Here is a 25,378-nt window from a genome sequence, read left to right as displayed (position 1 = left end):
CATACAACGCAAGCCGCAAGGCCTGCCTTGAATTAATACACGACCACCGAGCGGATCGACTCGCCCGACTTCATCAGGTCGAAGCCTTCGTTGATGCGGTCGAGCGGCAGGTGATGGGTGATCAGGTCATCGATATTGATCTTGTTTTCCATATACCAGTCGACGATCTTCGGCACGTCGGTGCGCCCGCGCGCGCCGCCGAAGGCCGAGCCCTTCCATTCGCGGCCGGTCACCAGCTGGAACGGACGTGTGGCAATTTCCTGGCCGGCAGCGGCCACGCCGATGATGATCGACTTGCCCCAGCCCTTGTGGCAGCACTCGAGCGCCTGGCGCATCGTGTTCACGTTGCCGATGCACTCGAAGCTGTAGTCGGCGCCGCCATCGGTCAATTGAACAATGGCGTCGACCACGTTCTCGACCTGGGTCGGATTGATGAAATGGGTCATGCCGAATTTGCGCGCCATCGCTTCGCGTTCCGGGTTCAGGTCGACACCGATGATCTTATCGGCGCCCACCATCCGGGCTGCCTGGATCACGTTCAGGCCGATGCCGCCCAGGCCGAACACGACCACATTCGCGCCCGCCTCGACCTTGGCGGTGAAGATCACTGCGCCGATGCCGGTGGTCACGCCACAACCGATATAGCAGATCTTGTCGAATGGCGCGTCGTTGCGCACCTTCGCCAGGGCGATCTCGGGCACCACGATGTAGTTCGAGAAGGTCGACGTGCCCATGTAGTGATAGATCGGCTGGCCGTCGATCGAAAAGCGCGACGTTGCATCCGGCATCAGGCCGCGGCCCTGCGTCGAGCGGATTGCCTGGCACAGATTGGTCTTTTGCGACAGGCAGAATTTGCACTGGCGGCATTCCGGCGTGTACAGCGGGATCACGTGATCGTCTTTACGCAGGCTGGTCACGCCCGGGCCGACATCGACCACCACGCCGGCGCCTTCATGGCCCAGGATCGACGGGAAGATGCCTTCCGGGTCGGCGCCCGACAGCGTGTAGTAGTCGGTGTGGCAAATGCCGGTGGCCTTGATCTCGACCAGTACTTCACCGGCCTTCGGGCCTTCGAGTTCCACTTCTTCGATCGTCAGCGGCTGACCCGCCTTCCACGCGATTGCTGCCTTGGTTTTCATGTCGTTTTCCCGTTGCTTGAATGGACCGGCGCGCGCAGGCGCGCTGCAAAACGTCATGATAACAAGCTTGCGGCATCAAGGCCGCGCGTCCACCAGCAAGGCGGGTTGCAGCGCGCGGATACGCCACTCGGTAAAGTAGCCGCCGGCCTCGTTGTAGCGCAGGTAAACCCGGCTACACGTCATGCAGCGCGCCACCGTGCAGCGGTTATACGGATAGAAATGCGGCGCGATGGGGGCGTCCACACTCTCGTAGCGCGTTCCAGCCGGATGGTATTCGGTGAACGTGGGCTCGTCATACGGATCATCGAGCAAGGTGCCGATGTCTTCGAAGCGGTCGAGTTCCAGCGTCAACGGCTGCGCCATCCAGGCGTTCAGGGGAGCCTCGATACAGGTGCATGGGATCGTGACTGCCGCCGACGCCTGGGCAAGGCGCATCAACATGGCGAACTCTATTTTCTGCATGGCCATCCAATCATGATCGGGTCCGTGCCAGCCACCGTGCCGGCACTGGCGTTTCATCGAAGACTATACCGCGCCCGGTTCATGCTGGCGAGGCCGCCTATGCTTGATGCCAATCTGGGCTATGCTTACCGGTTGAATTATTCAGGCAGACCGCACGATGCATATTTACTCGACTCATTCCGTGGGCGTCATGACGCGCCCACTCACCACCCCGACAACTGCAGGCCGCTTCCCGGCACGAACGGAGCGCACCTGATGTTTCATCTGATGTTCAGCCTTCCCTGCCTGCTGGTCCTGGTGCGCTGGCTCTGGCCACTGCCGTTGTCCACGAAATCCAAAGTGGCCAGCGCCGTCGTGCTGGTGCTGATTTCGCAATACCACCTGTGGTCGCGCCTGTCCTCGGGCAGCGTGTTCTCGCCCGAATTCCCGAAAGGGCTGGTGATCCTGTTCAACTGGGGCTTCGGCGCGATCCTGCTGCTGGCCGTGTTCCAGCTGCTGGTCGATACCGGCGCCCTGATCGTGATGGCGATCCGGCGCCGGCGCGTGGCCATTGCGCCGCGCCTGCGCTACGGCATCGCCATTGCGGCTGCGCTGCTGGCAGCCCTGGGCGTGAACCAGGCGATCAAGTCGCCGTCACTCGAAGACGTGCTGATCGAGGTGAAGAACCTGCCGCACGAATTCGACGGCTATCAGGTCGTGCACCTGACCGACCTGCATATCAGCCGCCTGTTCGACGCGCCCTGGACGCGCAAGGTCGTCGCCGACGCCAATGCGCTGGACGCCGACCTGATCGTCATTACCGGCGACCTTATCGACGGCAATATCGCGCACCGCGAACGCGACGTGGCGCCGCTGCGCGACCTGCGCGCACCCGACGGCGTCTGGGTCATTCCCGGTAACCACGAGTACTTCTTCGGCCACAAGGCGTGGATGGCGTATTTCGCGGGGCTGAACATGACGCCGCTGGACAACAGCCATACCGTTCTCAAGCGCGGCGCCGGGCAGCTGGTACTGGCCGGTGTCAACGACGTGACCGCCCCACAGACCGGCGCCGCGCCGCCCGATGTCGATGCCGCCTTGCGCGGTGCGCCGGCCGGCGCACCGGTGATCCTGCTCGACCACCAGCCGCGCAATGCCCGCCACGCCGCCAGCCGCGGCGTCGCGCTGCAACTGTCCGGCCACACCCATGGCGGGATGATTGTCGGGCTCGACCGGGTGGTGGCGCGTGCCAACAACGGTTTCGTGTCGGGCCGCTACGATGTCGACGGGATGACGCTGTACCTGAACAACGGCACCGCATTGTGGCCGGGCTTCGCGCTGCGCCTGGGCGTGCCGTCCGAGCTGACCCGGATCACGCTGCGGCGCCAGACGGCGCGTTCATGATCCTGCGATGACCAGCCGCATGCGCTGCTCGACCTGATCCGACCCGGGCCGCATCGGCTCTTGCCACCCCGTGGCGACGAAGCCGGCGCGCGTGTAGAGGCGCACTGCCCCATCGTTGGCGCAATTGACACCAAGCTGCATGGCAGTGGCGCCGCGCGCCCGCGCCCAGCGCACCGCTTCGGCCAGCAAGGCCGCGGCCACGCCCTGCCCGCGCGCTTCGGGCGCCACCCACATCTGGAACAGGTTCACGAGGGCCGGGTCGTCCGCGTCGACCTTCGCCCAGGCCAGCCCGACCGGTTGGCCAGCGACATGGGCCACGAGTGGATGGTCGATGCCGGACGTGGCCGCGCGGGCCATGCGCGCCGCCCATTCTTCGGGCGGCCGCGTGGATTCGGCGGCCAGCGTACTGCCGAAGGCGTCGGGCGCGTCTTCCAGCGCGCACAGGCGGAGCGCGCGATAGGCTGGCCATTCATCCGGCGTGAAACTGCGAATCGTGAAAGTAGCCAGTTGGTACGCCATGCACGTGCTCCTGTTGGTTGTCGGAGGACGATTCTAGCAAGCAATTCTAGCGTTGTGGCTCAATCCTGTTCCCACTCTTCCAGCTTGCGCTTGCGTGCGCGGCCGACCTCGATCCGGTTGCGGGTCGTGAAGGCAATCAACCGTGCCACGACCACTGCCAGGTACATCAAACCGACCAGCATCTCGACGCTGGCCAGCGCCCGCGCCGGTGGCGTCAGCGGAATCACGTCGCCAATGCCCGTGCTCGAGAGCAGCGCGAAGCTCAGGTAATTGAGCTCGGTCCAGGTACGCGGCGCGCCCGCGTTGACGGCGGCGGCAAAGGTGCCGGGCTGGACTTCCTGGAGCAGGATGTACATGTGCGTGAAGGCCCAGGCCAGCAGCGTGAAGGTGGCGCCGGCCGCGAACAGCTCGTCGGTCGTGGCCCGTTCGTCTTCCATCATGTAGGCGATCAGGCTGCCGGCCGCATAGAAGTAGAACAGCGCTTCCAGCCCGGACGACCAGGCCAGCAGGTGGTTATAGCCGAGCAGGATCTGCGCCAGCAGCAGCGCGATGATCGGCACCGCCAGCGCCCAGCTCACGCGCACTTCGCCGGGCGTGCGCCGCACCATGCGGATGGCAAATGCCAGCACCACGATGCCGAAGCAGTTGAACGCCACCTGGCCGGCTCGGGTGCCTTCGATGAACGGATAGGACAGCATGCCGAGCAGCTGCACCAGCAGCAGGATGGCGGACGGATGGCGGCGGGTGTGGATGAACAGGCGTGGAGCGATCATGGCGGCAGGACAAAGTCGTAAGTACTGCCATTGTAGGTTCAGCCGGCCGAAAACAGGCTCCCGAATGCGTGCGCGGCCGTGTGCGGGTCGGCCGCCCCGTACACGCTCGTGATTGCCGCGACCATGTCGGCGCCCCGCGCGACCAGCGGCGCGGCGTTGCCCGGCGTCATGCCGCCAATGACGACGAGGGGCAGCGTGAACTCGGCACGTGCCTGTTCGAGCAGTGCCGGCGGCGTCACGAATGTGTACTTCTTGACCGGAGACGGATAGAAGCCGCCAAAGGCAAGATAGCTGGCGCCGGCATCGCGCGCAGCGCGCGCCAGCGCCAGCTCGCCGTAGCACGAGGCGCCGACGATTTTGGCCGGACCCAGCAGCGCGCGGGCAACGGCGATCGCCCCATCCGTATGCCCCAGGTGAACGCCATCGGCGTCGATCGCCTGGCACAGGTCGAGATGGTCGTTGATGACGAGCGGGCAGCCGTGGCGGCGGCACAACGCCAGCAGCGCCGTCGCCTGTTCGAGGCGCAGGCGCGCGTCTGCCTCCTTGTGCCGGTACTGCAGCAGCGCGGCGCCGGCGCGCAGTGCGGCGTCGGTGGCGGCCAGCAGCCGGTCGGTGTCGTTCCAGTTCGGTGTGACGAGATACAGGCCTTGCATGGTGGCTCCTTCAATGTGGTTGAGGCAGGCGGCGCGGAATGCGCTGACCCGGCGCGACTGCGAACGATTGCGCCAGCGTGGCGTGCGTGTAAGCCTGCGCGTGCCCGAGGGCGATGGCCATTGACTCGCCCAGCGCCAGGCGCGCCGCCAGCGCTGCGGCCAGCGTGCAGCCGCTGCCGTGGTAGGTGTCGGGCAGGCGCGGCCAGCGCCACTCGCGCAACGCTTGACCGTCCTGCAGCCAGCGGTTGATCACCGTGTCGCCCGGCGCATGGCCGCCCGTGACGAGCATTTGCCTAGTGCCTGGCATATCCAGCGCAGCGCGCTCTGGCAGATTGGGCAGCACGATCGTCGCCAGCGTCAGCAAATCGGACAAGGCGGCCATGGCGCTGCCCGGTCCCAGCGCATCGCCATGGCCGCTGGCCAGCACCGGGTCGAGCACCACCGGCAACGCCGGCTGCCGTGCGCGCAGGTCGCGGATGATGGCCGCGATTGCCGCTGCATTGGCCGCGTTGCCGGGGATGCCCAGCTTGACGGCGCGAATGTCGAAGGCCGCGACCAGCGGCGCGGCCTGGCGCGCGACCAGGCCGGCGTCGACCGGGTGCGCTTCGAACACGCGGTTGTTGTCCTGGCAGGTCAGCGCCGTGGCCACCGGCAGCGCGTGGGCGCCCTGCGCGGCAATGGCCAGGATGTCGGCCGCCAGGCCCGCGCCGCCGCCGGGATCGAGCCCGGCGAAGACCAGCACGCACGGTGTCATGCGGTGACGTTACCACTGACGTCGCCCGTGATCTTGCCATCGACCGGCGACGACGGCGAGGCTGCGAAACGCTTCGGCATGCGCCCCGCCAGGTAGGCGTCGCGCCCGGCCAGCACAGCATGCTTCATCGCGCGCGCCATGCGCACCGGGTCGCGCGCGCCGGCAATCGCGGTGTTCATCAGCACGCCGTCGCAGCCGAGTTCCATCGCGATCGCGGCATCCGACGCCGTGCCCACACCGGCATCGACCAGCACCGGCACCGTGGCCTGCTCGATGATCAGCGACAGGTTCCACGGATTGAGAATGCCCATCCCCGAGCCGATCAGCGACGCCAGCGGCATCACGGCCACGCAGCCGATCTCCTGCAGGATGCGGGCCTGGATCGGATCGTCGCTGCAATAGACCATCACGTCGAAGCCGTCGCGCACCAGCGTTTCGGCGGCCTTGAGCGTTTCGGGCATGTGCGGGAACAGCGTCGTGGCGTCGCCCAGCACTTCGAGCTTGACGAGGTTGCGCCCGCCCAGCAGCTCGCGCGCCATCTGCAGCGTGTAGACCGCGTCCTTGGCATTGAAGCAGCCGGCCGTGTTGGGCAGGATGGTGAACTCCGACGGCGGCAGCACGTCGAGCAGGCTGGGCGCGTTCGGGTCCTGGCCAATGTTGACGCGGCGGATCGCCACCGTGATGATCTCGGCGCCGGCCGCCAGCGTGGCCTCGCGCGTTTGCGCCAGGTCGCGGTATTTGCCGCTACCCACCAGCAGGCGCGAGTGATAGGCGCGCCCGGCGATGGTGAGTACATCCGGTTGCCCGTCTGGTTTCATGTTTTCGTTCATGACATTCATCCTGTTCTCCTTTAGCCGCCACCGATGGCGCGCACGATATCGACCCGGTCCTGCGCCTGCAGGCGGCGCGTCGGCCACTGCTGGCGTGGCACCACCTCGCGATTGACGGCCAGCGCCATCCCCTGCCCGCTCAGGTCCAGCTGTTCGAGCAGCCCGGCGAGCGTCTGGCCCGGCGGCACGCCGCACGGCGCGCCGTTGACTTCGATGGATGTCATTCAGACCTCCCGGTACAGCCGGGCGCCATCGCGCACGAACTCGATCGCTTTTTCCTGCATCCCCTGCTGCAAGGCTGTTTCACCCTGCACGCCCTTGGCGGCGGCGTAGGCACGTACTTCCTGCGTGATCTTCATCGAGCAGAAATGCGGGCCGCACATCGAGCAGAAATGGGCTACCTTGGCCGAATCCTTGGGCAGTGTCTCGTCGTGGAATTCGCGCGCCTTGTCGGGATCCAGGCCCAGGTTGAACTGGTCGTCCCAGCGGAATTCGAAACGCGCCTTCGACAGCGCGTTGTCGCGCAATTGCGCGCCCGGATGGCCCTTGGCCAGGTCGGCCGCGTGGGCGGCGATCTTGTACGTGATGATGCCGTCCTTGACGTCCTGCTTGTCGGGCAGGCCCAGGTGCTCCTTGGGCGTCACGTAGCACAGCATCGCCGTGCCGTACCAGCCGATCGTGGCCGCGCCGATGCCGGACGTGATGTGGTCGTAGCCGGGCGCGATATCGGTCGTGAGCGGCCCGAGGGTGTAGAACGGCGCTTCATGGCACTGCTCGAGCTGCAGGTCCATATTCTCTTTGATCAGGTGCAGCGGCACGTGGCCGGGGCCCTCGATGATCGTCTGCACGTCGTGCTTCCACGCGATCTGCGTGAGTTCGCCCAGCGTTTTCAGTTCGGCCAGTTGCGCTTCGTCGTTGGCGTCGTAGATCGAGCCGGGGCGCAGGCCATCGCCCAGGCTGAAGGTCACGTCGTACGCCTTCATGATGGCGCAGATGTCTTCGAAATGGGTGTACAGGAACGATTCGCGGTGGTGCGCCAGGCACCACTTGGCCATGATCGAGCCGCCGCGCGAGACGATGCCCGTCAGGCGATTCGCCGTCATCGGCACGTAGCGCAGCAACACGCCGGCGTGGATCGTGAAGTAGTCGACGCCCTGCTCGGCCTGTTCGATCAGCGTGTCGCGGAAGATCTCCCAGGTCAGGTCCTCCGCCTTGCCATTGACCTTTTCCAGCGCCTGGTAGATCGGCACCGTGCCGATCGGGACCGGGCTGTTACGCAGGATCCATTCGCGCGTTTCGTGGATATGCTTGCCGGTGGACAGGTCCATCACCGTGTCGGCGCCCCAGCGGATCGCCCAGGTCATCTTTTCGACTTCTTCGCCAATCGACGAAGTCACGGCCGAATTGCCGATATTGGCATTGACCTTGACCAGGAAATTGCGGCCGATGATCATCGGCTCGATTTCAGGGTGGTTGATATTGAGGGGGATGACGGCGCGGCCGCGCGCGACCTCGGAGCGCACGAATTCGGGCGTGATCTCGGCCGGGATGCTGGCGCCGAACGACTGGCCCGGATGCTGGCGCCCCATCAGGTCGGCGACCCGCTTGCCCATCGGGCCGGACGCATGCAGCGACGCGATGTATTCCTTGCGCTGCATGTTTTCGCGCAGCGCGATGAATTCCATTTCGGGCGTGATGATGCCCTGGCGCGCGTAGTGCATCTGCGTGACGTTGGCACCGCTCCTGGCGCGACGGGGCGCGCGCTGCAGATCGAAGCGCAGCGCGCTCAAGGCCGGATCGTTCAGCCGCTGCTGGCCATACTGGGACGATGGCCCGGCCAGTTGCTCGGTGTCGCCGCGCGCGTCGATCCATGGTTGGCGCATCGGCGCGAGGCCGCTGCGGATATCGATCGCGGTAGCCGGTTCGGTGTACGGCCCCGACGTGTCGTAGACGAACAGCGGCGGATTGGGTTCGCCGCCAAAGCTGTCGGACGTGGCCGACTGGCTGATCGCGCGCATCGGCACGCGGATATCGGGCCGGCTGCCTTCGATGTAGACCTTGCGGGAATTGGGTAGCGATGCGATGGCTGCCTGGTCCACCGTGGCGGTGGCGGCATCGAACAGTTGCGAAGACTTCGGCGGTGCGTTCATGTGGCTCCCTTGCGTGCATGAGAGCCAGCAAAGGAGTTACCGGGTGCGGCAAGGTCGGGCGCAATGTGCGCACGCTTGCGGCGAATCGGCTGCTTCCCTTCGCTGGCATTATCCAGATCAGGTTCGGAGGGTATTTCTCACCCACGCATCGTTGTAAAAGCAACGACACGCAGGACCCCTAGCGTTTGCTGCCAGTGATGGCAGCGGGTGGATTATAGCCGAACAACTATTGAATGGGCCTCATGGTTACAACATCGGCGGCTCGGCCGGCAATGGCAGCAAATGCAAAGCGCCGTCGATGAAACGCACTTCGACGAACGGCGTCTGCGCCGGCTCGACCACCCGGCGCACCGTCGGCCCGCCCTGCACCGCCACCTCGAGCTGCACGCTGGGGCCGTCGACCGCCACATCGAACGAATCCGCACGCGAAATCGTCAGGTCGGTACTCACGTTCGGCCGGTCATAGACCTGCTTGCCGTCGACCCGCACGCTGACCGTATTGTCTTGAAACCCCTCGCCCAACCTCACGCGTAACGTCATCGCTTGCCTCGCCTTTCCATTGACTGCAACAGGTTTGCCGGACAAGCCGCCTGAACGGCAGGCTTGTCCGGAACAGAGTAACGCCAGCACGACCAGCCCGACCAGCCCGATTGCCCGGCGCAGCCCCTGCGGTCCAGCATGGATCATGCCTTGCGGTGCGGCCGCGTGCCCGGCCCGGTCGCACCAGTCGCCGCAGTACCATCCTGGATCGTGGCCAGGCAGGTGAGCAACTCGCCCTGGGACACCGGATCGAGTACCTTGGCGTGGGTGGCGCTCGAGAGCAATGCAACACTCTCGTCGAGACGCGCTGCGCGCACAAACAGCGGCTTGCCCTCGCCCGCGTTCACTGTCTTGAACGCGCGGGCGGCATTGACGCCCTTGACCATGCGCACATAGGCGGCCATCTGATGCGTGCCGAAGCGGTCGAGGACCTGGTCGAAGGCAGCATTACCCGAGCGCAGCGTGTCGTTGTCCGACCCTTGCAGGTACAACAGCGCGCCCTGGTCTTCGCCCATGAACAGGTCGGCCAGCACGTTGTCGTCAGTGCTGACCGGATAGCGCACGCGCACCGTCAGGATATCGGACAGCACTTGCGATCCGTCGAGCGCCGCATACGCGGCCCGCACCCGGTACTGGCCCGGCTGGTCAAAATAGAAACCATCCTTGCCATAGCCGATATAGGCGCTGTCCTGGACCGGATTGTCCACCCCGAGCATGGTCTGGCGTTCGCCCACCAGGTGATCGATCATCGGCTCGTAGGCGCAGAGCCGGCCGCCAGGTTGTTCGATGATGACCTTCACCAGCCCATAGTTCGGATGCAGCCACGTGTGGGCGCGGCGCCCGCGCGTGTCGGTGGCGCGCAGCTTGAGCTGGAGCACCACCGGCTCGCCCAGCGCGAAGCTGCGCTGGTGGGTCGAGATATCGAGCACCAAGCCGGATTCGTCCGAGATCGGATCGGCCATCACGTCACGGCCAAGCGAGGCGCCGCTCGTGAAGCTGTTGCCGCCCATGATGACGTCGTTGCGGAAACCGTGGCGCAGGTGGATCAGCTCTTCGTCGTCGAAACGGAAGTCGAAGCTGCTCCAGAAGCCGGGCGCGCCGCCATTCGGGTAGTACCATGGGTAGTTCATCCACGACAGCGCTTCAGGACGGTTGGGTTTGGGTGGATTGGCATACGATTTTTGCCACGAGTGCATCAAGTTGAGATAGACTGCACTCATGACCAAAGCCTATTCCTATATTCGGTTCTCCGACCCATCGCAAGCCAAGGGCGACAGCTACCGCCGTCAGTTTGAAGCCACTCAGAGATATTGCAAAGAGAACAACCTTACCCTCGTGAGCGAAACTGCTTACGTGTTCTTCGACGAGGGCGTATCGGCTTTCGACGGAAGCTTGCACGACGACGAAACGTCACTTTCAAAGTTCTACAACTTCGTGAAAGAGGGAGCGATCCCGGTAGGCTCCACGCTAATCATTGAATCACTGGATCGGCTCAGTCGGGAGAGGGTACGCGCAGCACTACCGAGATTCCTAGACATATTAAATGCAGGCATTAACATTCATACTCTGCAAAGCAACAAGACCTATCTCCACGATTCCACTGACGATTATGATCTATTCCAATCGATTCTTGAAATGTCAAGGTCGCACAAGGAATCGTTGTGGAAGTCGGTACGCCTATTGGAGGCTTGGCAAAATAAGCATAATAATGCCGCCACGATTAAACTAAGCAAGGTCTGCCCGGCATGGCTTGATCCCGTTTATGATGAAAACGATGGGAATCTAAAGAAGAAGCCTATAGGTTTCGCCCCTAATGATTTCGCCAAAGCCGTTAAGAAGATATTCCAGTACACGATCGATGGTTATGGTAGAGAGACAATCGCCCGTATGTTGAACGAAGAAGGTATAAACGCACCACGGTCCGAGCTTGGGTGGGGATCGTCGGGCATCTACAAGGTAATAACCAGTATTTCAGTAATGGGCTATCATCAACCTACTACGTTAATCGAAGGAAAGCGTGTAAACCGAGGAGAGCCGATTAAGAACTATTATCCTGAAGTCATTGATCCAGACACCTTTGAAAAGGCGCGAGCGGCAACGGAAAGCCGTAATCATCATAAGGCCCGAAAACACCCACCAGAATTCCAGATATGGCAAGGCTTAGCTACGTGCGCCCTGTGTGGTAGCCGCCTGCACAGCTATGGCACAGGGAAGAAGGTAAAGGGAAAGCTGATTGAAGGAAACAAACAGCGGTGGATTCGCTGCTACTCTGCAAAGCGTGGCAAATGCGAAGCCGTAAGCATTCGCCTTGATAAGCTGGAGCCGGTATTTAAAGAGATATTGGCTAAGCTGAACATTCTAGCTTTGGTGCAAAGTAGCGCCAGCGAGATAAATGCAAAGCTAGATGTGGTGACAGGGAAGTTAGCCGCCGAGCGTGCCAAGCTGAAGCGTTTCAGAGGCGACTACGCCACGCGGGACTCTGAGACTATCTTATCCCTTATCTATGAGGCGGAGGACGTTGTAAAGGCTCTGGAAAAGCAAGAGAAGGATTATATTGCTGACCTTGCTGCGGATCAAATCGTGGATAAGGCTGATTTCTTTTCACGCTTGGACTTGGAATCCTTTACTGGACGCTCAAGAGCAAATTCAATTTTAAAGCGATTAAAAGTACAGATTGGAATTAATACTTCTCACCAGAGATTCCATATCGTTAAGGATGGGAAGCCTGCTTTTGATCTAGTATTGGGCAAGGAAGATAAGATTGGCGCTATGCCCGCCAACCATGAATACAGCGCAATCATTCAAATTCAGGACGGTACATTCACGCCATTCATCAACAACGATGAAAACGATATGGGCGATGAGGAATACGAGAACGAAGGCTATGATACACGCGACGGTTATTAACAGGCAGCACCAGCCCACGCCGGATTACATACCCCTTCCCCAACAGCCGCTTAGTTAAGAAATCCGGCTCGTTTCAATCAGAAAGCTCTTGCAGGAAATACGCCTCATCTCGACCCCCATCACGGCGGGATGATGCCGATTTGCTATGCGATGGCGGTTACATTGTGTAACAATTTATTCCTTGCATTTCGATAAGAGTGGTGATCTAAAACCTTGACTTTTTGAGCGATGTGATGTAGAATTCTGCTATCAAGTGCGACAGGCAAAACCCGCTCGCCAACGATAAAACTTCCCACTAACGCAGCACCGATGACAAGACTTTGTTATCCAATTTTCTTTGGAGGATTCCCCTATGGGCAATCAAGACGCAGCACCGGCTTTCGGAAAGCCACGCAAGACACCTGACTACTACGCCGCCGTGACCGCTTTTATCACGTCGTTGCGCAGCACCACCCCGCAACGCCAGATCGCCGGGATGTTGAATGGAGCAGGCTACAGATCACCGACCGGCAAGCCATTCAACAGGGCCACGGTCGCTAATTTTCTACGCAAAAAATCAATCTGATAGAGGCAACAATGAGCAAAGTAACAACAGCAATCGTCGCACCGGAAGCTCCGGCACCGACATCAGCAGCGGCCCCGGTCCCGACCGTCACGCCACAAAAGCCCCAGACAATGACCCTCATCGGGCCTATCTTCGAAACCATGCAAAAGATCACGGCAATGGTGCGCAAAGGCTACATGCTAACGCTTGTACAGACGTTCCCGGCAACAGGCCAGCTACACGCCGCCCTAGAGCTTGGTACTCCAAATCCGATGTACTTGGAAGCCGCCGACGCTGATCTAGCAGACGCAATCGAGCAGGCCGAATTCCAGCGTACCCGCGACATCGAAGCCGCAGCAGCCCAGCTGGTCCGCGAACGTGAGCAGGCCGCACGCAGAGCTGCAATGGCGGTGAAAGTAGCCCAACATGAAGCAGAACTAGCGGCCATGAAGGCAGCAGCAGAGGCGATGGCATGAGCGAAGTAATCTTCTCCCCGCTGATGGTGTCCACTGCTCTTGTGCCAGTTCAACGCGTCGGCACACGTGCGACTACCGCGAACGAATCCGGCTCTAAACGTGTTGCCGCTAACCCACGCGGGGCGCGTACAAAGCCACGCGTCAGTGACGCCAAGATCACGGCCCTGTTGGCAAAGTTCGGCAGGGTGTGGAAACCGGGCAAGGCCAAGTAAACGAAGAACGCCCGCACTATGCGAATAACAGGAACGCATGGGGAAGGCGGATTTCTACTAACACTCCTATGGTAAAGCGTCGTTTTCACGGCGTCAAGCGGTTTTCATGACAGCGGCCCGGAAACGTCGCCTTCATAGGAGAACCGGCCCCGGCCCGTTGAACGAAAGAAATTGAGTCTAGATAGTAAGGAGTAGCAAGCAAGAGTAGCTGACCAAGTAGGCCACCAAGCAGACAGGAGGAACTATGGATCATTAACAACAAACCAGAAAGAAGACATGACGAAGCGAACAACTACGAAAACGACAGACACGCTCAAGAATGGCGGTATTCATTCGGTAAGGCACTACAAAGCAGCCTGCGACTGGATCAACACTCACACCTTCATCAATGCACAGCTATGGCACATCGTCCTGTTCGGATCGACAGACCGGGCCAGCTACCAGAAAGCCTTAGATCGACTTCTAGAGCTTCTTCGTGATGCCGGGATGCGCGTGGAATGGCGAGCAGCTTACGAGTACGACAGCGAAAAGGAATCGCACAAGGCGCTACACCGTCACGTGTTCCTGATGATCGAAGCCAGCACCCACAAACCCATTGCCATCCTCAACAACAAAGCAGGGGCAACCGGGCTACGGGCCAAGCTGGCGCTGTACGGCGTCAAATTCCACATTGCACCGCCCGGTGATGACCTCGGGATTCATGGTGGACAGCCTTACATGTACGTTCCGAAGAAAGAAGGCGTCAAGCGCCACGATTGCCGGGAATGGATCGCATACATCTACAAAGTGCGAAGCAAAGCAGGCGTCGTCGGGACGATCTACAGCGCCAGCCGCAACAGGGCCACGAAGGCCCCAGAACAGGCCGCACACGCCACTAACGAACAAGAGGAAACGATGCCCCTACCAACCCTGCCCCTGTCGCCTGTCGGCTTTGCCTATCTGGGAGATGTCTATGAGCAAGCTGTCGATGCTGGCCTGAACCTTACCGAGATTCAAGCGCACCTTTCGAAGCGGGGCATTCACAAAGGACTGATGGCGATTCGATACGACCTCGATCACGTGTTCAGCTTTTCAGGGTACGCAGCCAGCCACCCAGCGCCAGCCTACCAAACCCTAGCCGAGATTGACGCGGTACTACGCCAACGACAACCCGCAAGACAGGTCAGATTGTCGGTCTAAATAGGCTATGGCCTAACTAGATCACTCATCGGTAAGGGCCAAGCCCAAGCCGAAATTAAAATGTACCACTTATACTGGACTGCATTTAATAGACCACGTATAATAGACTAATTAACCCAAACCGTAAGGAACTTCCATGTTTGTCCGTGCATATCTCAGGGCCAGTACCAATCAACAAGACGCCAGCCGTGCGAAAGAGCAACTGAAGGCATTCGCCGCTGAACGTAACCTGACCGTGGCAGCGTGGTACGTCGAAAACGAATCAGGCGCATCGCTCCAACGTCCGGCCCTTCTGGACCTGATCGCAGACGCCGAAAAGGGCGACATTCTGTTGTTGGAGCAGGTAGACCGCCTGTCCCGTCTGGACGAAAAGGATTGGGACACACTCAAAACGACTCTGAAGGAAAAAGAAATCCGCGTGGTGGCTCAAGACCTGCCTACCTCTTGGATGATGGCGGTAAGCGATCCAACAACGGCGCGTATGTTCGCGTCCATCAACGACATGATGTTGGACATGCTGGCCGCTATCGCCCGTAAGGACTACGAAGACCGCCGCCGCCGTGCTGCACAGGGCATTGAGAAGGCCAAGGCCAAAGGCGCGTACAAGGGACGTAAGGAAGACACCGACCGTAACGCCCTGATCCAACGCCATTTGAAGGCGGGGCAATCAAGCTGGAAGGAGATTATGGAACTGGTAGGTTGCAGCCGTGGCACCGTAGCGAAGCAAGCAGAGCTACTGAAAGCGAGCCAAGCAGCAGCATGAATAAAAGTAGGCTCGACGCTAGTACGGTCAAGCCTACCAGTCAGCTATGGTTAGCTTCGTTGGGGGTTGTTTACCAAAGCAAGGCTAACGTCACGACAGAACCATGCAACGATCACGATGGCTGTGGTGCAGCTGGCAAAGCGATTGCGCTCGATAGCCTCTAGAAGCGCCACCAAGTTTGGCAAGGCGATACTGACAGCCGTAATAGTTGCAGTCAGCTTCCCTGCCAAAAGGAAGCTTTTACCACGATTATCACTCTGCGTAAGAGGGTTGTTGTCTTTCATAAACTATCCTTCCGTGTATAGGTTTTTACGAAAACCGCTTGAACAAACCAAGTACACGGGCATAGAATGGGCATGAAGTTCATAGTAGAGTATGTGCCCAGTCTATCCCGCTTCTTACGGTGTAGCCTGTTAATCCCTCCCAGTTCTTAGCATCATGCTGTTGAATAGCTTCTTCAGCACGGGGTTACTTTCGGAGAGTAGGGGGTCGGTCCTCCAACCGCCCTTCCTACTCGACGTATCCACGATAACTGTGTTTCGCCATCGGATGCTTAGATGATAAAGCACTTTTCTCCGTTTGCCGTAGCATTCGTTTGTCGATTCCGCAGACTTATCGCGTACAGCCGCCTTTTATTCCCGATTCGACGCCGTGAGATTAGCGCATCGGCGTATACATGCAGGTTAAGCAGATGCAGCATATTGGCCTGTGGCTATCGCCATAGACACGATTAAATCGCCGCTGCCACGCGCATAGCGCGACCTCCGTTACCACTCACATCTTTCTGCTGATGAAGTGAAAGAATTGACGATGATTGGAGCGCTTAATAGCAGTCACAATCGCAGTGGATCATGGGGGTAAGCCTTGCACGTACGGATTGTGAAGATGCGAAACAAGGGTATCGAGATAGACAGGCGCGTGCTACGTGATGCGGCGGGTACACGCGGACAGCTTGCAATCGCAGATACCACCGACCAAGGCAAAAACAGGCCGACGAAGGTAGCCAAGCTCTCACAGGGGGAGTTAGTACGAGCGGAATTGCGGGATACACAGATCGTATGGTTGGCAGAGGGACGTATGACGCTGACCGGCTACGAACAGATCAACGATGATGCGGGTCAAGTCGTGGAATTCAGACAGTCGTGGCTTGTCATGCTCGACAGTGGCCCCGCCATCCCGGAAATGGGCAAGCGCAAAGTAAGCCCAAATACGTGACGCCCCACCAGCGCCCCCACACAGCCCCGCAGAGGGCCGGTTTATACCGACCTAGCCTGAAACGTTCTGGACGCCTCCTAGAGCCTCTGAGAGCCTCCTAGAGGCACTGTAGATATCTTAAATCCGCTGTCGCCAGAAGTACCTGTCGCATTTTCGCCATTAACAAGCAGAGTCGCTACCCAAGATATTTCATTTTGGAAACATTGAATGCAGGTAACTACCCCTGCCCTGTTCAATGCACCGCTCGACACTTCGACTTTTCCCAAATCTGCCCACAGATATTCCGCTGGGGAAACATCACCCTTCCGCTGTACATACAAACCTGTTCAGTGAGCCGTTCGACACTTGGATATTTTCCAAATCAGGAGGGGGGGTGCCTTCGGCAAAGGGCAATCTGAAATTTGAAATTTTAGTATTTTCGCAACTTTCCAAATTGGCCGTCTTCGCACGCTGCACGCGTGCCAACCTGTTCTATCCCTGATTAAAATAGTGCGTGCAAACCGCCACGACCTAATCAGGTTGAAGCAATGCCCCAGTTCGTGCACGTAGGTGTAGAGCTGCAGCCGGTGTTGCTCGGCCGTGGCACCGCCGATCCCGGCGTGAAACACGGCGCAGCCCTGGCGCTGCTTGCCCTGCTGGTCGAACATGATGCCGTACAGGCCCGTGCCCAGGTCATGCTGCTGTGCCACCAGCTGCCAGACGCACCACTGCTGCAGGTCGCCCCACAGGGAAAAATGCTGCTGCATCGACGCGTGCAGCTCGGCATTGCTCCAGGTGGCGTTGGCCCCGGCCGCGCTGACATCGATGACGTTGTTGCCGGCAGTGGGCACCATGCCGATGCCCGCTTCACCAAAGGCGCTGACCACATTGACCGTGCGGGCGCTGCCGCCCGAAGGCAGTGAGCCCGTGTTGTAGCTCGAAAACGGCGTGGTCTTCACGTCGGACACGCTGTCGGTTTCAATACGCACCGTGCGGAAATGCAGTGACGAGAACGGGCAATGGTAGGACGCACCCGGCGTATTGTTAACCGTGAAGAACTGCAGCGTGGCCGCGGCCTGCGGCTGGAAGATGTTCACGCGCGGGATCGTGACTTGTATTACCGGCGCCCCGGCCGAGAACGTGAAGCGGCCCATGCCCTTGACGACGATGCGGGTGGTCGACACGGTGACGGTCGGACTGTCGACCACGAACGAGCCGAAGTACGACTTGGTCTTGCCGCTGGTTTGGTAAAAGTCGCCGCTGACCCGGCGCATCGGCCGGTTGCGGTCGACGTCGACCCGCAGATCGAGCTGGAAGCTGCCCAGCGAACTGGCGTAGCAACCGCTGACTGCCTTCTTGATGGCCGGTATGGACGGGATGGGCAGCGAGGGGATCGGCAAGGGCACCTGCGGGGCAGGCGCGATGCCCGGCCCCGCAGCAATCCCGGGCGCAGCGCCGGTGGGCCCGGTGTCGTACGGCTCGGGAATCCCCAGATCGCCATTGGACAGCCCGGACACTTCTTCATAGGTCATCACGCCGGTGTCGCCGATGGCGTCTTCGTTTGCATTATCGATCCCGGTTGGGTCGAGTTGTGACATGGTGTTCTCCTCATGGTCAAAAAGCCCTCGTTCGACCAGTGGAGTGGGGGTGATGGTTCGTCGAGGCTGCAGATATTCAGAGGAATCACGTGCGCATCTGGAGGTAGATCAAGGAGCCCGGTCAAACAAAGAAGGATTCAAACGAGCTGGACAACGAGTGGCAATTCAGCGACGTTGCCAGGATAGGCTGGCGCTGGAAGGTGACCTATAATGGTTTCTTTCGCAAAATTCACACAGACCACATCATGGAATTAGCCAAGTCTTTCGAGCCAGCCGATATTGAACAGTTCTGGCGCGCCGAGTGGGAGCAGCGCGGCTACTTTGCCGCGACCATGGACGAGGGCAAGCCCTCCTTCAGCACCCAGCTGCCGCCGCCGAACGTCACCGGTACCCTGCACATGGGCCACGCGTTCAACCAGACGATCATGGATGGCCTGACGCGCTACTACCGCATGCGCGGCTACAACACCGCATGGGTTCCGGGCACCGACCACGCCGGCATCGCCACCCAGATCGTCGTCGAGCGCCAGCTGGACGCGCAAAAGATTTCGCGCCATGACCTGGGCCGCGACGCGTTCCTCGAAAAAGTCTGGGAGTGGAAAGAAAAATCGGGCAGCACGATCACCGGCCAGATGCGCCGCCTGGGTACGTCGCCCGACTGGCAGCGCGAATACTTCACGATGGACGAGCCACGCTCGAAATCGGTCGTCGAAGTCTTCGTGCGCCTGTACGAGCAGGGCCTGATCTACCGCGGCAAGCGCCTGGTGAACTGGGACCCGGTGCTCGGCACGGCCGTGTCCGACCTCGAAGTCGACTCGCAGGAAGAAGACGGCTTCATGTGGTACATCCAGTACCCGCTCACCGACGGCAGCGGCCACCTGACGGTCGCCACCACGCGTCCTGAAACGATGCTGGGCGACGTCGCCGTCGCGGTCGACCCGACCGATGAACGCTACCTGCATTTGCACGGCAAGACACTGACGCTGCCATTGACGGGCCGCGAAATCCCGATCATCGCCGACAGCTATGTCGACAAGGAATTCGGCACCGGCTGCGTGAAGATCACGCCGGCCCACGACTTCAACGATTACGCGGTTGGCCAGCGCGCCGGCCTCGCGCCGATCAGCATCTTCACGCTCGACGCCAAGATCAACGAAAACGGCCCGGCCCAGTACCAGGGGCTGGACCGTTTCGCCGCGCGCAAGCAGATCGTGGCCGACCTCGAAGCCCTCGGCCTGATGGAACAGATCAAGCCGCACAAGCTGATGGTCCCGCGGGGCGACCGCACCAACGTCGTGATCGAGCCGATGCTCACCGACCAGTGGTTCGTCGCGATGACCAAGCCGGCGCCGGAAGGCACGTTCAATCCGGGCAAGTCGATCACCGACGTGGCGCTGGAAAAAGTCGCCAGCGGCGAGATCAAGTTCGTGCCCGACAACTGGAGCACGACCTACAACCAGTGGCTGGGCAACATCCAGGACTGGTGCATCTCGCGCCAGCTGTGGTGGGGCCACCGCATCCCGGCCTGGTTCGCCGAAGACGGCCAGATCGTCGTCGCGCGCGATGAAGCCGAGGCGCAGGCCAAGGCCGCAGCTGCCGGCATCACCGGCGCGCTGCGCCGCGACGACGACGTGCTCGACACGTGGTTCTCGTCGGCGCTGGTGCCCTTCTCGACCATGGGCTGGCCCGAAGAAACGCCGGACATGAAAATGTTCCTGCCGTCGTCGGTACTGGTCACGGGCTTTGACATCATCTTCTTCTGGGTGGCGCGCATGGTCATGATGACCGCGCACTTCACCGGCAAGGTGCCGTTCGAGACCGTCTACGTGCACGGCCTGGTGCGCGACTCGCAAGGCCAGAAGATGTCGAAGTCGAAGGGCAACACGCTCGACCCGATCGACCTGATCGACGGCATCGACGTCGAGACGCTGGTGGCCAAGCGCACCACGGGCCTGATGGACCCGCGCGCCGCCGAGAAAATCGGCAAGGCCACGCGCCGCGAATTCCCGGATGGCATCCCGGCGTTCGGCACCGACGCCGTGCGCTTCACGATGGCAAGCTACGCGTCGCTGGGCCGCAACATCAACTTCGACCTGGGCCGCGCCGAAGGCTACCGCAACTTCTGCAACAAGCTGTGGAACGCAACCCGCTTCGTGATGATGAACACCGAAGGCAAGGATTGCGGTGCACCGGCACCGGAAGATTTGTCGCAGGCGGATCGCTGGATCATCTCGCTGATGAACCGCGTCGAGCAGGATGTCGCCAAGGGCTTTGCCGACTACCGCTTCGACAATATTGCGAACAGCATCTACAAGTTCGTCTGGGACGAATACTGCGACTGGTACCTTGAAGTGTCGAAAGTCCAGGTCCAGCAAGGCACCGAAGCGCAGCAACGCGCGACGCGCCACACGCTGCTGCGCGTGCTGGAAGTGATCCTGCGTCTGGCGCATCCGATCATCCCGTTCGTGACCGAAGCGCTGTGGCAGAGCATCGCGCCTCTTAGCGGCAAGACCGGCCCGACGATCATGCTGCAACCGTATCCGCAGGCCGATGCGACGCAGATCGACGAAGGCGCCGAAGCCTGGATGGAGCAGTTGAAAGCACTGGTCGACGCCACCCGCAACCTGCGCGGCGAGATGTCGCTGGCGCCGTCGCTGCGCGTGCCGCTGATCGTCGAACCGTCGAGCGATGCCGGGCGCGCTGACATGGCGGTGTTCGCACCGTACATCCAGCTGCTGGGCAAGCTGGCTGAAGTGCAGATCGTCGACGCACTGCCGGAATCGCCAGCGGCCGTGTCGATCGTCGGCACCACCAAGCTGATGCTCAAGGTCGAGATCGACGTCGCCGCTGAACGCGAGCGCCTGTCGAAGGAGATCGCGCGCGTGGCCGGCGAAATCGCCAAGGCCAACGGCAAGCTGTCGAACGAGAGCTTCGTCGCGCGCGCCCCGGCCGCCGTCGTGGCACAGGAGCAGGAACGCGTGGCAAACTTCTCGGCCACGCTCAGCAAGATGCAGGAGCAGCTGGAGAAGCTGGCAGCGGCGTAAGCAGCTGACGGTGTAGACGAACAACGCGGCCCGGGTGGCCGCGTTGTTCGTTTACGCTGCCGTTTTTATGCGTGCGACATGTGTCACACAAACTGCTTGCCGAGCATGTGACAAGTGTCGCATAATCGCTCCTGACAAGGAGAATTCATGACTGCAGCGATTCCATCACCGACTGAACTATGCCTGCTCAAGGCGCTGTGGCGCGACGCACCGCTCAGTGCGCGCGCACTGCATGGACAAGTCGAGGATGAACTGGCCTGGTCGTTTTCATCGACCCGCAAAACGCTGGAGCGCATGCTCGACAAGAGCATGGTGGCACAGGAGGCCAGCGGCGGTCTGCAGGTCTACCGCCCGCTGCTGGAAAAGGTCGGCACGCTGGCAGCGTTTGCGCATGACTTCAGCCGGCGCGTGATGGAGATGGACGCGCCGCTGGCCGCGTCGATGTTCACCGGTAGCAAACTGGTCGATGAGCACGAACTTGAACGCCTCGACAGCCTGCTGCAGGACTGGCCCGAGGACGAGGCATGATGACCGGTTCGTGGCTGCTGGTGCACTTTGCCGTGGCTTGCGCAGGCAGCCTGGTGCTCGCGTTCGCCCTGTCGATGCTGCTGCGCCTGGCAGCACGGCGCTGGCCGGCACTGCTGGCGCACCGCAGCGTGTGGCTGGGCGGCCAGGCGGCCGTGGTGCTGGTGTTCCTGCTGGCCGCTGCACCGCTGCCGCTGCCGCGCAGCGCGATTGCGCCAGCCTTGATCCTGCCAGCGCCTGCCGCCCAGCACGCCTTGACGGTCGAACCCGATGTGCTGCCGCCGCTGACGCAGGCAACCCTGGCGCTGCCCCCGGCGCCGGCGCAGGACCCGATCGACACCGTCTTGCGCTATCTGCCCGTCGCCTGGCTGGCCGCTTATTTGGCCGGACTGACTTTTCACGCCGTGAAGCGACTACGCATGCAGCGTTGCTGGACGGTGCTGCTGCGCCAGACGCGCCGCGTTGACGATGCAGAACTGCGCGCCTGGCCCGGCATGACGCCGGCCCAGCGTACTGTTATCGCCGGTCGCCTCACAGTGCGTACGATCGACCTCCCGATTTCTCCCATGCTGCATGGCGTGCGGCGCCCTTCCCTGCTGCTGCCGGCGCACGTGTCGGCGCTTGACGTCAGGCAGCAGCAAATGATCGTCGAGCATGAGCTGACCCACTGGCGCCGCGCCGATCCGTTGTGGCTCACGGTCTCGGGCATGCTCGCCCTGCTGTTCTGGTTCAACCGGCCGTATCAACGCCTGGACGGCGCGCTGCGCGAGGCGGTGGAACTGGGTTGCGACGATGCCGTGCTTTCCGGCGCATCGAACCGCGAACGCCAGGGCTATGCGGGCGCTCTGGTGGCGCAACTGCGGCGGCAAGCGGGCTTGCAGGCGGGCTGGAAACCCGGATGGCAAGCAGGTGCGGCATTCGGCAGTCCGGGCATCGTCGGCCGGGTGCAGCGGATGCAGGCCGCCCGGCCACCGCGCCTGTCGGCACAAGGCCGCCTGCTGGTCGGCGGCGGCGTTGCCGCACTCGCGCTGCTCGGTGCAGCGCTGCAACCGGCCTTCTCGGCGAGCGCGCCTATCCTTGCCCCGACGCCGCCGATCGCGCCGCACGCACCGCTTGCAACCTGGCGCTACCCGCTCGACCAGCCACGCATCACGAGCCTGTACGGCGTGCTCAGTCCGAGCGTGCCAAAGGGTCACCACGGCATCGACCTGGCGGCCCCGCGCGGCACACCGGTCCTGGCGGTCGCCGCCGGCACGGTACTGGAAGCGGCCTTCGATGCCGCCTGGGGCCACTATGTACGCGTCGGTCATGGGGCCGACACCAGCTCGCTGCTGATTCATCTCGATCGCATCGACGTGGCTCCTGGCCAGCGCGTCAAGGCCGGCGACCTGCTTGGCACCTCGGGCGCCAGTGGCAAGGCCACCGGGCCGCACCTGCACCTGGAGTACTGGGAAGGCCGGCAGCGCCTCGATCCGGTGCAGATGCTTCCCGACCTGCTGCAGCACGCCACCAAAAAGGCCATCGCCCGGCGCGAGGCACAAGGCAACCCCGTCCCCACCGACCGGTAAGACATCCCATGCGAATCATCCGAAACGGCAGCGCCTGCGCGCTGCTGGTGGCGGCGCACGCCGCGACGCTGGCCCAGACCACACCCGCACCGATGCAGCAGGTGATGGTCAAGGCCGACGCCGACACCTTGCGCACGCAGGCCACGACCACTGCGATCGTGATCCGGCACGACGACATCGTGCGCCATGGCGATACCAGCCTGGCCGATGTGCTCAAGCGCCAGCCCGGCATCACGCTCGGCGGCAGTCCCGGTGCGCCGCCCACCATCCGCATGCGCGGCCTGGGTGGAGACTACGTCGCCATCCTGCTGGATGGCGTGCCGGCACCGGCCGGCTTTTCGCTCGAGTCGCTCGAGCCCGGCATGATCGAGCGCATCGAGATCGGACGCGTGGCCACGGCCGAGACAAGCAGCCAGGCGGTGGCAGGCTCCATCAATGTCATCCTGCGGCGTGCCAGCGCCGGCACGAACGAGATCAAAGCCGGCAGCGCGCTGATTGCCGGCTACGCCGCTCCGCAACTGTTGGCGCAGCACAGCGCCCGCCTCGGCCCGCTCGCGTACTCACTGTCGGCGACGCTCAGGCGCAACCGCAATCCGATCGAGGCGGTCACGCGCGAAGAAGGCACGCGCCCCATCCTGCTGCGCAACACCGACTGGTTCGAGCACCAGGTCGAAGACGTGCTGGAACTGGCGCCACGCCTGACCTGGCAACCGAATGGCCGCGACAGCATCACCTCGCAAAGCTATCTGCGCCGGCGCCGCATCGATAACGCCAAGCGCGAGCTGGAGTCGACCATGCTTGGCAACCCGACCGCCTATCCGCGTTCCGATCAGGGTTATCGGACCGACCCGCTGCATGGCTACGCCGACCTGGCCTGGAACCGCAAGCTCGATGCCGGCGCGCGGCTGGCGCTCAAGCTGTCCAGTTTTTATACAACGAGGGATGCCGATTTTGTCTATCGCGGCAGAAGTCTTGACGGGACGCTGCTGCGCACGAATGCCGTCGCCTCCGGACCGACGGAACGCGAGTGGACTGGCAGTGGAAGCTGGCGCCGCCCGCTGTGGGGCAGCCATACACTGGCCGCCGGCTGGGAAACCGGCCGCAAGATGCGCACCGAGTACCGGCGCGAGCGCCAGGTCGATGGCAACGGTGCACAGTTGTTGACCAGCGACGAAGATTACCGCGCGCAGGTAACGCGCAGCGCCTTCTTCATCCAGGACGAATGGGACATCACCCCGGCCTGGTCAGCCTACGTCGGCCTGCGCCGCGAAGAGGTGCGCACGACCGGCGAAGGCAATGCGGCAGCCCCCGTCGACGTCGATGCCGGGGCCTGGAGCCCGGTCTTCCAGACCCTGTACCGGCGCGCGCGCCCGGATGGCGACACGGGGCCCCGCGATGGTTTTCGGCTGGCCGTGAGCCGCACCTACAAGGCGCCGAACATTGTCCAGCTGATGCCGCGCCGCTACACGGTCGACAACAACAACAGCGCCACCAACCCCGACCAGCAGGGCAATCCGGGCCTGCGCCCGGAACTCGCACTTGGCGTCGACGTGGCCTGGGAGCGTACCTTCGGCAAGAACGGCATGACCAGCGTGAGCGCATTCCACAAACGCATCCGCGACATCACGCTCATCGATATCAGGCAGAACCTGGGTGTGTGGACCGCGACGCCGGTCAATGCAGGCATGGCGACCGTGCGTGGCATCGAATTCGAAGGCAAGGCCACGATCGGCCGACTGGCGGCACGCGTGAACCTGGCGCGCAACTGGTCGCGTGTCGACAATGTGCCGGGACCAGATAACCGCATCGCCGGGCAGCCGGCGTACAACGGTAATCTGGGTCTGGACTACAGCACAGCGAGCGGGCGCATCGACATCGGCGGCAGCTATACCCACACCAGCCGCGTTGTCAGCCGCAGCAGCGCATCGATCGTCGATGCAGACAGCATGAAACGCCAGCTTGACCTTTACGCACTGTGGAAGCGTGATGCAAGATCGCGCCTGCGGCTGTCGGTCTCGGACCTGCTGCAGCAAGACGTTCGCGAACGGCGCACGTTCGAAGGCAACGCGCCGCTGATTCGCGCAACGACATATCGGGTGCGCGCAACCTGGCGCCTGGTATGGGAGCACTCCCTGTAGACAATGGCAGCAATCACCCTGGAAAGC

The 25,378-nt window shown here is 61.9% G+C and carries 25 protein-coding genes and 1 riboswitch; of the genes, 12 read left to right on the top strand and 13 right to left on the bottom strand.

The genetic code is table 11. The features are described from left to right. Nucleotides 1-32: 32 nt before the first annotated feature. Together HD842_RS20730 and HD842_RS20725 are read right to left on the bottom strand one after the other, a co-directional pair. The gene (locus tag HD842_RS20730) at nt 33-1,139 is read right to left on the bottom strand and encodes an S-(hydroxymethyl)glutathione dehydrogenase/class III alcohol dehydrogenase (RefSeq protein ID WP_183556889.1); all 1,107 of its coding nucleotides are present in this window, start codon (nt 1,137-1,139) and stop codon (nt 33-35) included. Nucleotides 1,140-1,214: 75 nt separating this feature from the next. Further along, nucleotides 1,215-1,574 carry a hypothetical protein gene (locus HD842_RS20725; protein ID WP_229424884.1) on the bottom strand — a complete coding sequence of 120 codons (360 nt, stop codon included), beginning with the start codon at nt 1,572-1,574 and terminating at the stop codon, nt 1,215-1,217. A gap of 282 nt (nt 1,575-1,856) precedes the next feature. Here HD842_RS20725 and HD842_RS20720 point away from each other — a divergent pair, with 282 nt between their 5' ends. Continuing rightward, nucleotides 1,857-2,984, top strand: coding sequence for a metallophosphoesterase (locus tag HD842_RS20720; RefSeq protein WP_183556885.1), 1,128 nt, complete (start codon nt 1,857-1,859; stop codon nt 2,982-2,984). On the opposite strand, the gene HD842_RS20715 is transcribed toward HD842_RS20720, so the two are convergent. The 9 genes from HD842_RS20715 to HD842_RS20675 all read right to left on the bottom strand — a co-directional run bounded on the left by HD842_RS20715 (nt 2,979) and on the right by HD842_RS20675 (nt 10,423). Further along, a complete protein-coding gene (locus HD842_RS20715; protein ID WP_183556883.1) occupies nt 2,979-3,503 on the bottom strand; it encodes a GNAT family N-acetyltransferase in 525 nt (174 codons plus the stop codon). The genes HD842_RS20720 and HD842_RS20715 overlap by 6 nt on opposite strands. Nucleotides 3,504-3,562: 59 nt before the next feature. Beyond that, on the bottom strand, nt 3,563-4,276 hold the full coding sequence (locus tag HD842_RS20710; protein ID WP_183556881.1) for an ion channel: 714 nt from the start codon (nt 4,274-4,276) through the stop codon (nt 3,563-3,565). Between the two features lie 38 nt (nt 4,277-4,314). Then, entirely contained in the window at nt 4,315-4,929 is a 615-nt protein-coding gene (thiE, locus tag HD842_RS20705) for a thiamine phosphate synthase (protein ID WP_183556879.1), read from the bottom strand. A 10-nt stretch (nt 4,930-4,939) separates the two neighbouring features. Then, nucleotides 4,940-5,683, bottom strand: a complete 744-nt coding sequence (locus tag HD842_RS20700; protein WP_183556877.1) for a bifunctional hydroxymethylpyrimidine kinase/phosphomethylpyrimidine kinase — start codon at nt 5,681-5,683, stop codon at nt 4,940-4,942. Then, a complete protein-coding gene (locus tag HD842_RS20695; RefSeq protein WP_370660871.1) occupies nt 5,680-6,513 on the bottom strand; it encodes a thiazole synthase in 834 nt (277 codons plus the stop codon). The genes HD842_RS20700 and HD842_RS20695 overlap by 4 nt, the downstream gene beginning before the upstream one ends. Nucleotides 6,514-6,533: 20 nt before the next feature. Continuing rightward, nucleotides 6,534-6,737 (bottom strand): sulfur carrier protein ThiS, encoded by a 204-nt coding sequence (gene thiS, locus HD842_RS20690; protein WP_183556875.1) that lies wholly within the window; start codon nt 6,735-6,737, stop codon nt 6,534-6,536. Next, entirely contained in the window at nt 6,738-8,663 is a 1,926-nt protein-coding gene (gene thiC, locus HD842_RS20685) for a phosphomethylpyrimidine synthase ThiC (protein ID WP_229424870.1), read from the bottom strand. A gap of 77 nt (nt 8,664-8,740) precedes the next feature. Beyond that, a riboswitch (TPP riboswitch) is annotated at nt 8,741-8,853 on the bottom strand. Between the two features lie 56 nt (nt 8,854-8,909). Next, complete coding sequence (locus HD842_RS20680) at nt 8,910-9,203, bottom strand: hypothetical protein (protein ID WP_183556873.1); 294 nt, start codon at nt 9,201-9,203, stop codon at nt 8,910-8,912. A gap of 143 nt (nt 9,204-9,346) precedes the next feature. Beyond that, nucleotides 9,347-10,423 carry a hypothetical protein gene (locus HD842_RS20675; protein WP_183556871.1) on the bottom strand — a complete coding sequence of 359 codons (1,077 nt, stop codon included), beginning with the start codon at nt 10,421-10,423 and terminating at the stop codon, nt 9,347-9,349. Here HD842_RS20675 and HD842_RS20670 point away from each other — a divergent pair. The 6 genes from HD842_RS20670 (at nt 10,422) to HD842_RS20645 (ending at nt 15,284) form a co-directional block, all read left to right on the top strand. After that, on the top strand, nt 10,422-12,110 hold the full coding sequence (locus tag HD842_RS20670; RefSeq protein ID WP_183556869.1) for a recombinase family protein: 1,689 nt from the start codon (nt 10,422-10,424) through the stop codon (nt 12,108-12,110). The genes HD842_RS20675 and HD842_RS20670 overlap by 2 nt on opposite strands. 352 nt (nt 12,111-12,462) lie before the next feature. After that, nucleotides 12,463-12,675 (top strand): hypothetical protein, encoded by a 213-nt coding sequence (locus HD842_RS20665; protein WP_183556867.1) that lies wholly within the window; start codon nt 12,463-12,465, stop codon nt 12,673-12,675. 11 nt (nt 12,676-12,686) lie between these two features. Further along, nucleotides 12,687-13,130 (top strand): hypothetical protein, encoded by a 444-nt coding sequence (locus HD842_RS20660; RefSeq protein WP_183556865.1) that lies wholly within the window; start codon nt 12,687-12,689, stop codon nt 13,128-13,130. Then, nucleotides 13,127-13,342, top strand: coding sequence for a hypothetical protein (locus tag HD842_RS20655; protein ID WP_183556862.1), 216 nt, complete (start codon nt 13,127-13,129; stop codon nt 13,340-13,342). The genes HD842_RS20660 and HD842_RS20655 overlap by 4 nt, the downstream gene beginning before the upstream one ends. A 276-nt stretch (nt 13,343-13,618) precedes the next feature. Continuing rightward, nucleotides 13,619-14,521 (top strand): hypothetical protein, encoded by a 903-nt coding sequence (locus HD842_RS20650; RefSeq protein WP_183556860.1) that lies wholly within the window; start codon nt 13,619-13,621, stop codon nt 14,519-14,521. Nucleotides 14,522-14,657: 136 nt separating this feature from the next. Continuing rightward, a complete protein-coding gene (locus tag HD842_RS20645; protein ID WP_183556858.1) occupies nt 14,658-15,284 on the top strand; it encodes a recombinase family protein in 627 nt (208 codons plus the stop codon). Between the two features lie 50 nt (nt 15,285-15,334). Here HD842_RS20645 and HD842_RS20640 read toward each other — a convergent pair whose 3' ends face one another. Beyond that, nucleotides 15,335-15,568 (bottom strand): hypothetical protein, encoded by a 234-nt coding sequence (locus HD842_RS20640; protein ID WP_183556855.1) that lies wholly within the window; start codon nt 15,566-15,568, stop codon nt 15,335-15,337. 601 nt (nt 15,569-16,169) lie between these two features. Between HD842_RS20640 and HD842_RS20635 the strand changes: the two genes are divergently transcribed. Continuing rightward, nucleotides 16,170-16,499: a hypothetical protein gene (locus tag HD842_RS20635; protein ID WP_183556853.1), complete on the top strand. Its 330-nt coding sequence runs from the start codon at nt 16,170-16,172 to the stop codon at nt 16,497-16,499. 326 nt (nt 16,500-16,825) lie between these two features. On the opposite strand, the gene HD842_RS20630 is transcribed toward HD842_RS20635, so the two are convergent. Then, nucleotides 16,826-18,076, bottom strand: a complete 1,251-nt coding sequence (locus HD842_RS20630; protein WP_183556851.1) for a hypothetical protein — start codon at nt 18,074-18,076, stop codon at nt 16,826-16,828. Nucleotides 18,077-18,321: 245 nt separating this feature from the next. Between HD842_RS20630 and HD842_RS20625 the strand changes: the two genes are divergently transcribed. The 4 genes from HD842_RS20625 to HD842_RS20610 all read left to right on the top strand — a co-directional run bounded on the left by HD842_RS20625 (nt 18,322) and on the right by HD842_RS20610 (nt 25,351). After that, entirely contained in the window at nt 18,322-21,120 is a 2,799-nt protein-coding gene (locus HD842_RS20625; protein ID WP_183556850.1) for a valine--tRNA ligase, read from the top strand. A 147-nt stretch (nt 21,121-21,267) separates the two neighbouring features. Continuing rightward, a complete protein-coding gene (locus tag HD842_RS20620) occupies nt 21,268-21,648 on the top strand; it encodes a BlaI/MecI/CopY family transcriptional regulator (RefSeq protein ID WP_183556848.1) in 381 nt (126 codons plus the stop codon). Further along, the gene (locus HD842_RS20615; protein WP_183556846.1) at nt 21,648-23,213 is read left to right on the top strand and encodes a M23/M56 family metallopeptidase; all 1,566 of its coding nucleotides are present in this window, start codon (nt 21,648-21,650) and stop codon (nt 23,211-23,213) included. Before HD842_RS20620 ends, HD842_RS20615 begins: the two co-directional genes overlap by 1 nt. 8 nt (nt 23,214-23,221) lie before the next feature. Beyond that, nucleotides 23,222-25,351, top strand: a complete 2,130-nt coding sequence (locus tag HD842_RS20610) for a TonB-dependent receptor plug domain-containing protein (protein WP_183556844.1) — start codon at nt 23,222-23,224, stop codon at nt 25,349-25,351. The last annotated feature ends 27 nt before the right edge of the window (nt 25,352-25,378 follow it).

The organism is Massilia aurea, from assembly GCF_014200505.1.
Classification (GTDB): Bacteria; Pseudomonadota; Gammaproteobacteria; order Burkholderiales; family Burkholderiaceae_D; genus Telluria; species Telluria aurea_B.
Note: the sequence above shows the minus strand (reverse complement) of the source record. Positions and strands in the feature narration are given on the sequence as shown.

Excerpts from the sequence above, each read along its gene's own strand:
- HD842_RS20645 (WP_183556858.1), top strand. The coding sequence starts at position 14,658 with ATGTTTGTCCGTGCATATCTCAGGGCCAGTACCAATCAACAAGACGCC.
- thiS (WP_183556875.1), bottom strand. The coding sequence starts at position 6,737 with ATGACATCCATCGAAGTCAACGGCGCGCCGTGCGGCGTGCCGCCGGGC.
- HD842_RS20635 (WP_183556853.1), top strand. The coding sequence starts at position 16,170 with ATGCGAAACAAGGGTATCGAGATAGACAGGCGCGTGCTACGTGATGCG.
- HD842_RS20630 (WP_183556851.1), bottom strand. The coding sequence starts at position 18,076 with ATGTCACAACTCGACCCAACCGGGATCGATAATGCAAACGAAGACGCC.
- HD842_RS20615 (WP_183556846.1), top strand. The coding sequence starts at position 21,648 with ATGACCGGTTCGTGGCTGCTGGTGCACTTTGCCGTGGCTTGCGCAGGC.
- HD842_RS20640 (WP_183556855.1), bottom strand. The coding sequence starts at position 15,568 with ATGAAAGACAACAACCCTCTTACGCAGAGTGATAATCGTGGTAAAAGC.
- HD842_RS20625 (WP_183556850.1), top strand. The coding sequence starts at position 18,322 with ATGGAATTAGCCAAGTCTTTCGAGCCAGCCGATATTGAACAGTTCTGG.
- HD842_RS20695 (WP_370660871.1), bottom strand. The coding sequence starts at position 6,513 with ATGAACGAAAACATGAAACCAGACGGGCAACCGGATGTACTCACCATC.
- HD842_RS20610 (WP_183556844.1), top strand. The coding sequence starts at position 23,222 with ATGCGAATCATCCGAAACGGCAGCGCCTGCGCGCTGCTGGTGGCGGCG.
- HD842_RS20725 (WP_229424884.1), bottom strand. The coding sequence starts at position 1,574 with ATGCGCCTTGCCCAGGCGTCGGCGGCAGTCACGATCCCATGCACCTGT.
- HD842_RS20655 (WP_183556862.1), top strand. The coding sequence starts at position 13,127 with ATGAGCGAAGTAATCTTCTCCCCGCTGATGGTGTCCACTGCTCTTGTG.
- HD842_RS20710 (WP_183556881.1), bottom strand. The coding sequence starts at position 4,276 with ATGATCGCTCCACGCCTGTTCATCCACACCCGCCGCCATCCGTCCGCC.
- HD842_RS20680 (WP_183556873.1), bottom strand. The coding sequence starts at position 9,203 with ATGACGTTACGCGTGAGGTTGGGCGAGGGGTTTCAAGACAATACGGTC.
- HD842_RS20665 (WP_183556867.1), top strand. The coding sequence starts at position 12,463 with ATGGGCAATCAAGACGCAGCACCGGCTTTCGGAAAGCCACGCAAGACA.
- HD842_RS20670 (WP_183556869.1), top strand. The coding sequence starts at position 10,422 with ATGACCAAAGCCTATTCCTATATTCGGTTCTCCGACCCATCGCAAGCC.
- HD842_RS20700 (WP_183556877.1), bottom strand. The coding sequence starts at position 5,683 with ATGACACCGTGCGTGCTGGTCTTCGCCGGGCTCGATCCCGGCGGCGGC.
- HD842_RS20620 (WP_183556848.1), top strand. The coding sequence starts at position 21,268 with ATGACTGCAGCGATTCCATCACCGACTGAACTATGCCTGCTCAAGGCG.
- HD842_RS20660 (WP_183556865.1), top strand. The coding sequence starts at position 12,687 with ATGAGCAAAGTAACAACAGCAATCGTCGCACCGGAAGCTCCGGCACCG.
- HD842_RS20730 (WP_183556889.1), bottom strand. The coding sequence starts at position 1,139 with ATGAAAACCAAGGCAGCAATCGCGTGGAAGGCGGGTCAGCCGCTGACG.
- thiE (WP_183556879.1), bottom strand. The coding sequence starts at position 4,929 with ATGCAAGGCCTGTATCTCGTCACACCGAACTGGAACGACACCGACCGG.
- thiC (WP_229424870.1), bottom strand. The coding sequence starts at position 8,663 with ATGAACGCACCGCCGAAGTCTTCGCAACTGTTCGATGCCGCCACCGCC.
- HD842_RS20675 (WP_183556871.1), bottom strand. The coding sequence starts at position 10,423 with ATGAGTGCAGTCTATCTCAACTTGATGCACTCGTGGCAAAAATCGTAT.
- HD842_RS20720 (WP_183556885.1), top strand. The coding sequence starts at position 1,857 with ATGTTTCATCTGATGTTCAGCCTTCCCTGCCTGCTGGTCCTGGTGCGC.
- HD842_RS20715 (WP_183556883.1), bottom strand. The coding sequence starts at position 3,503 with ATGGCGTACCAACTGGCTACTTTCACGATTCGCAGTTTCACGCCGGAT.
- HD842_RS20650 (WP_183556860.1), top strand. The coding sequence starts at position 13,619 with ATGACGAAGCGAACAACTACGAAAACGACAGACACGCTCAAGAATGGC.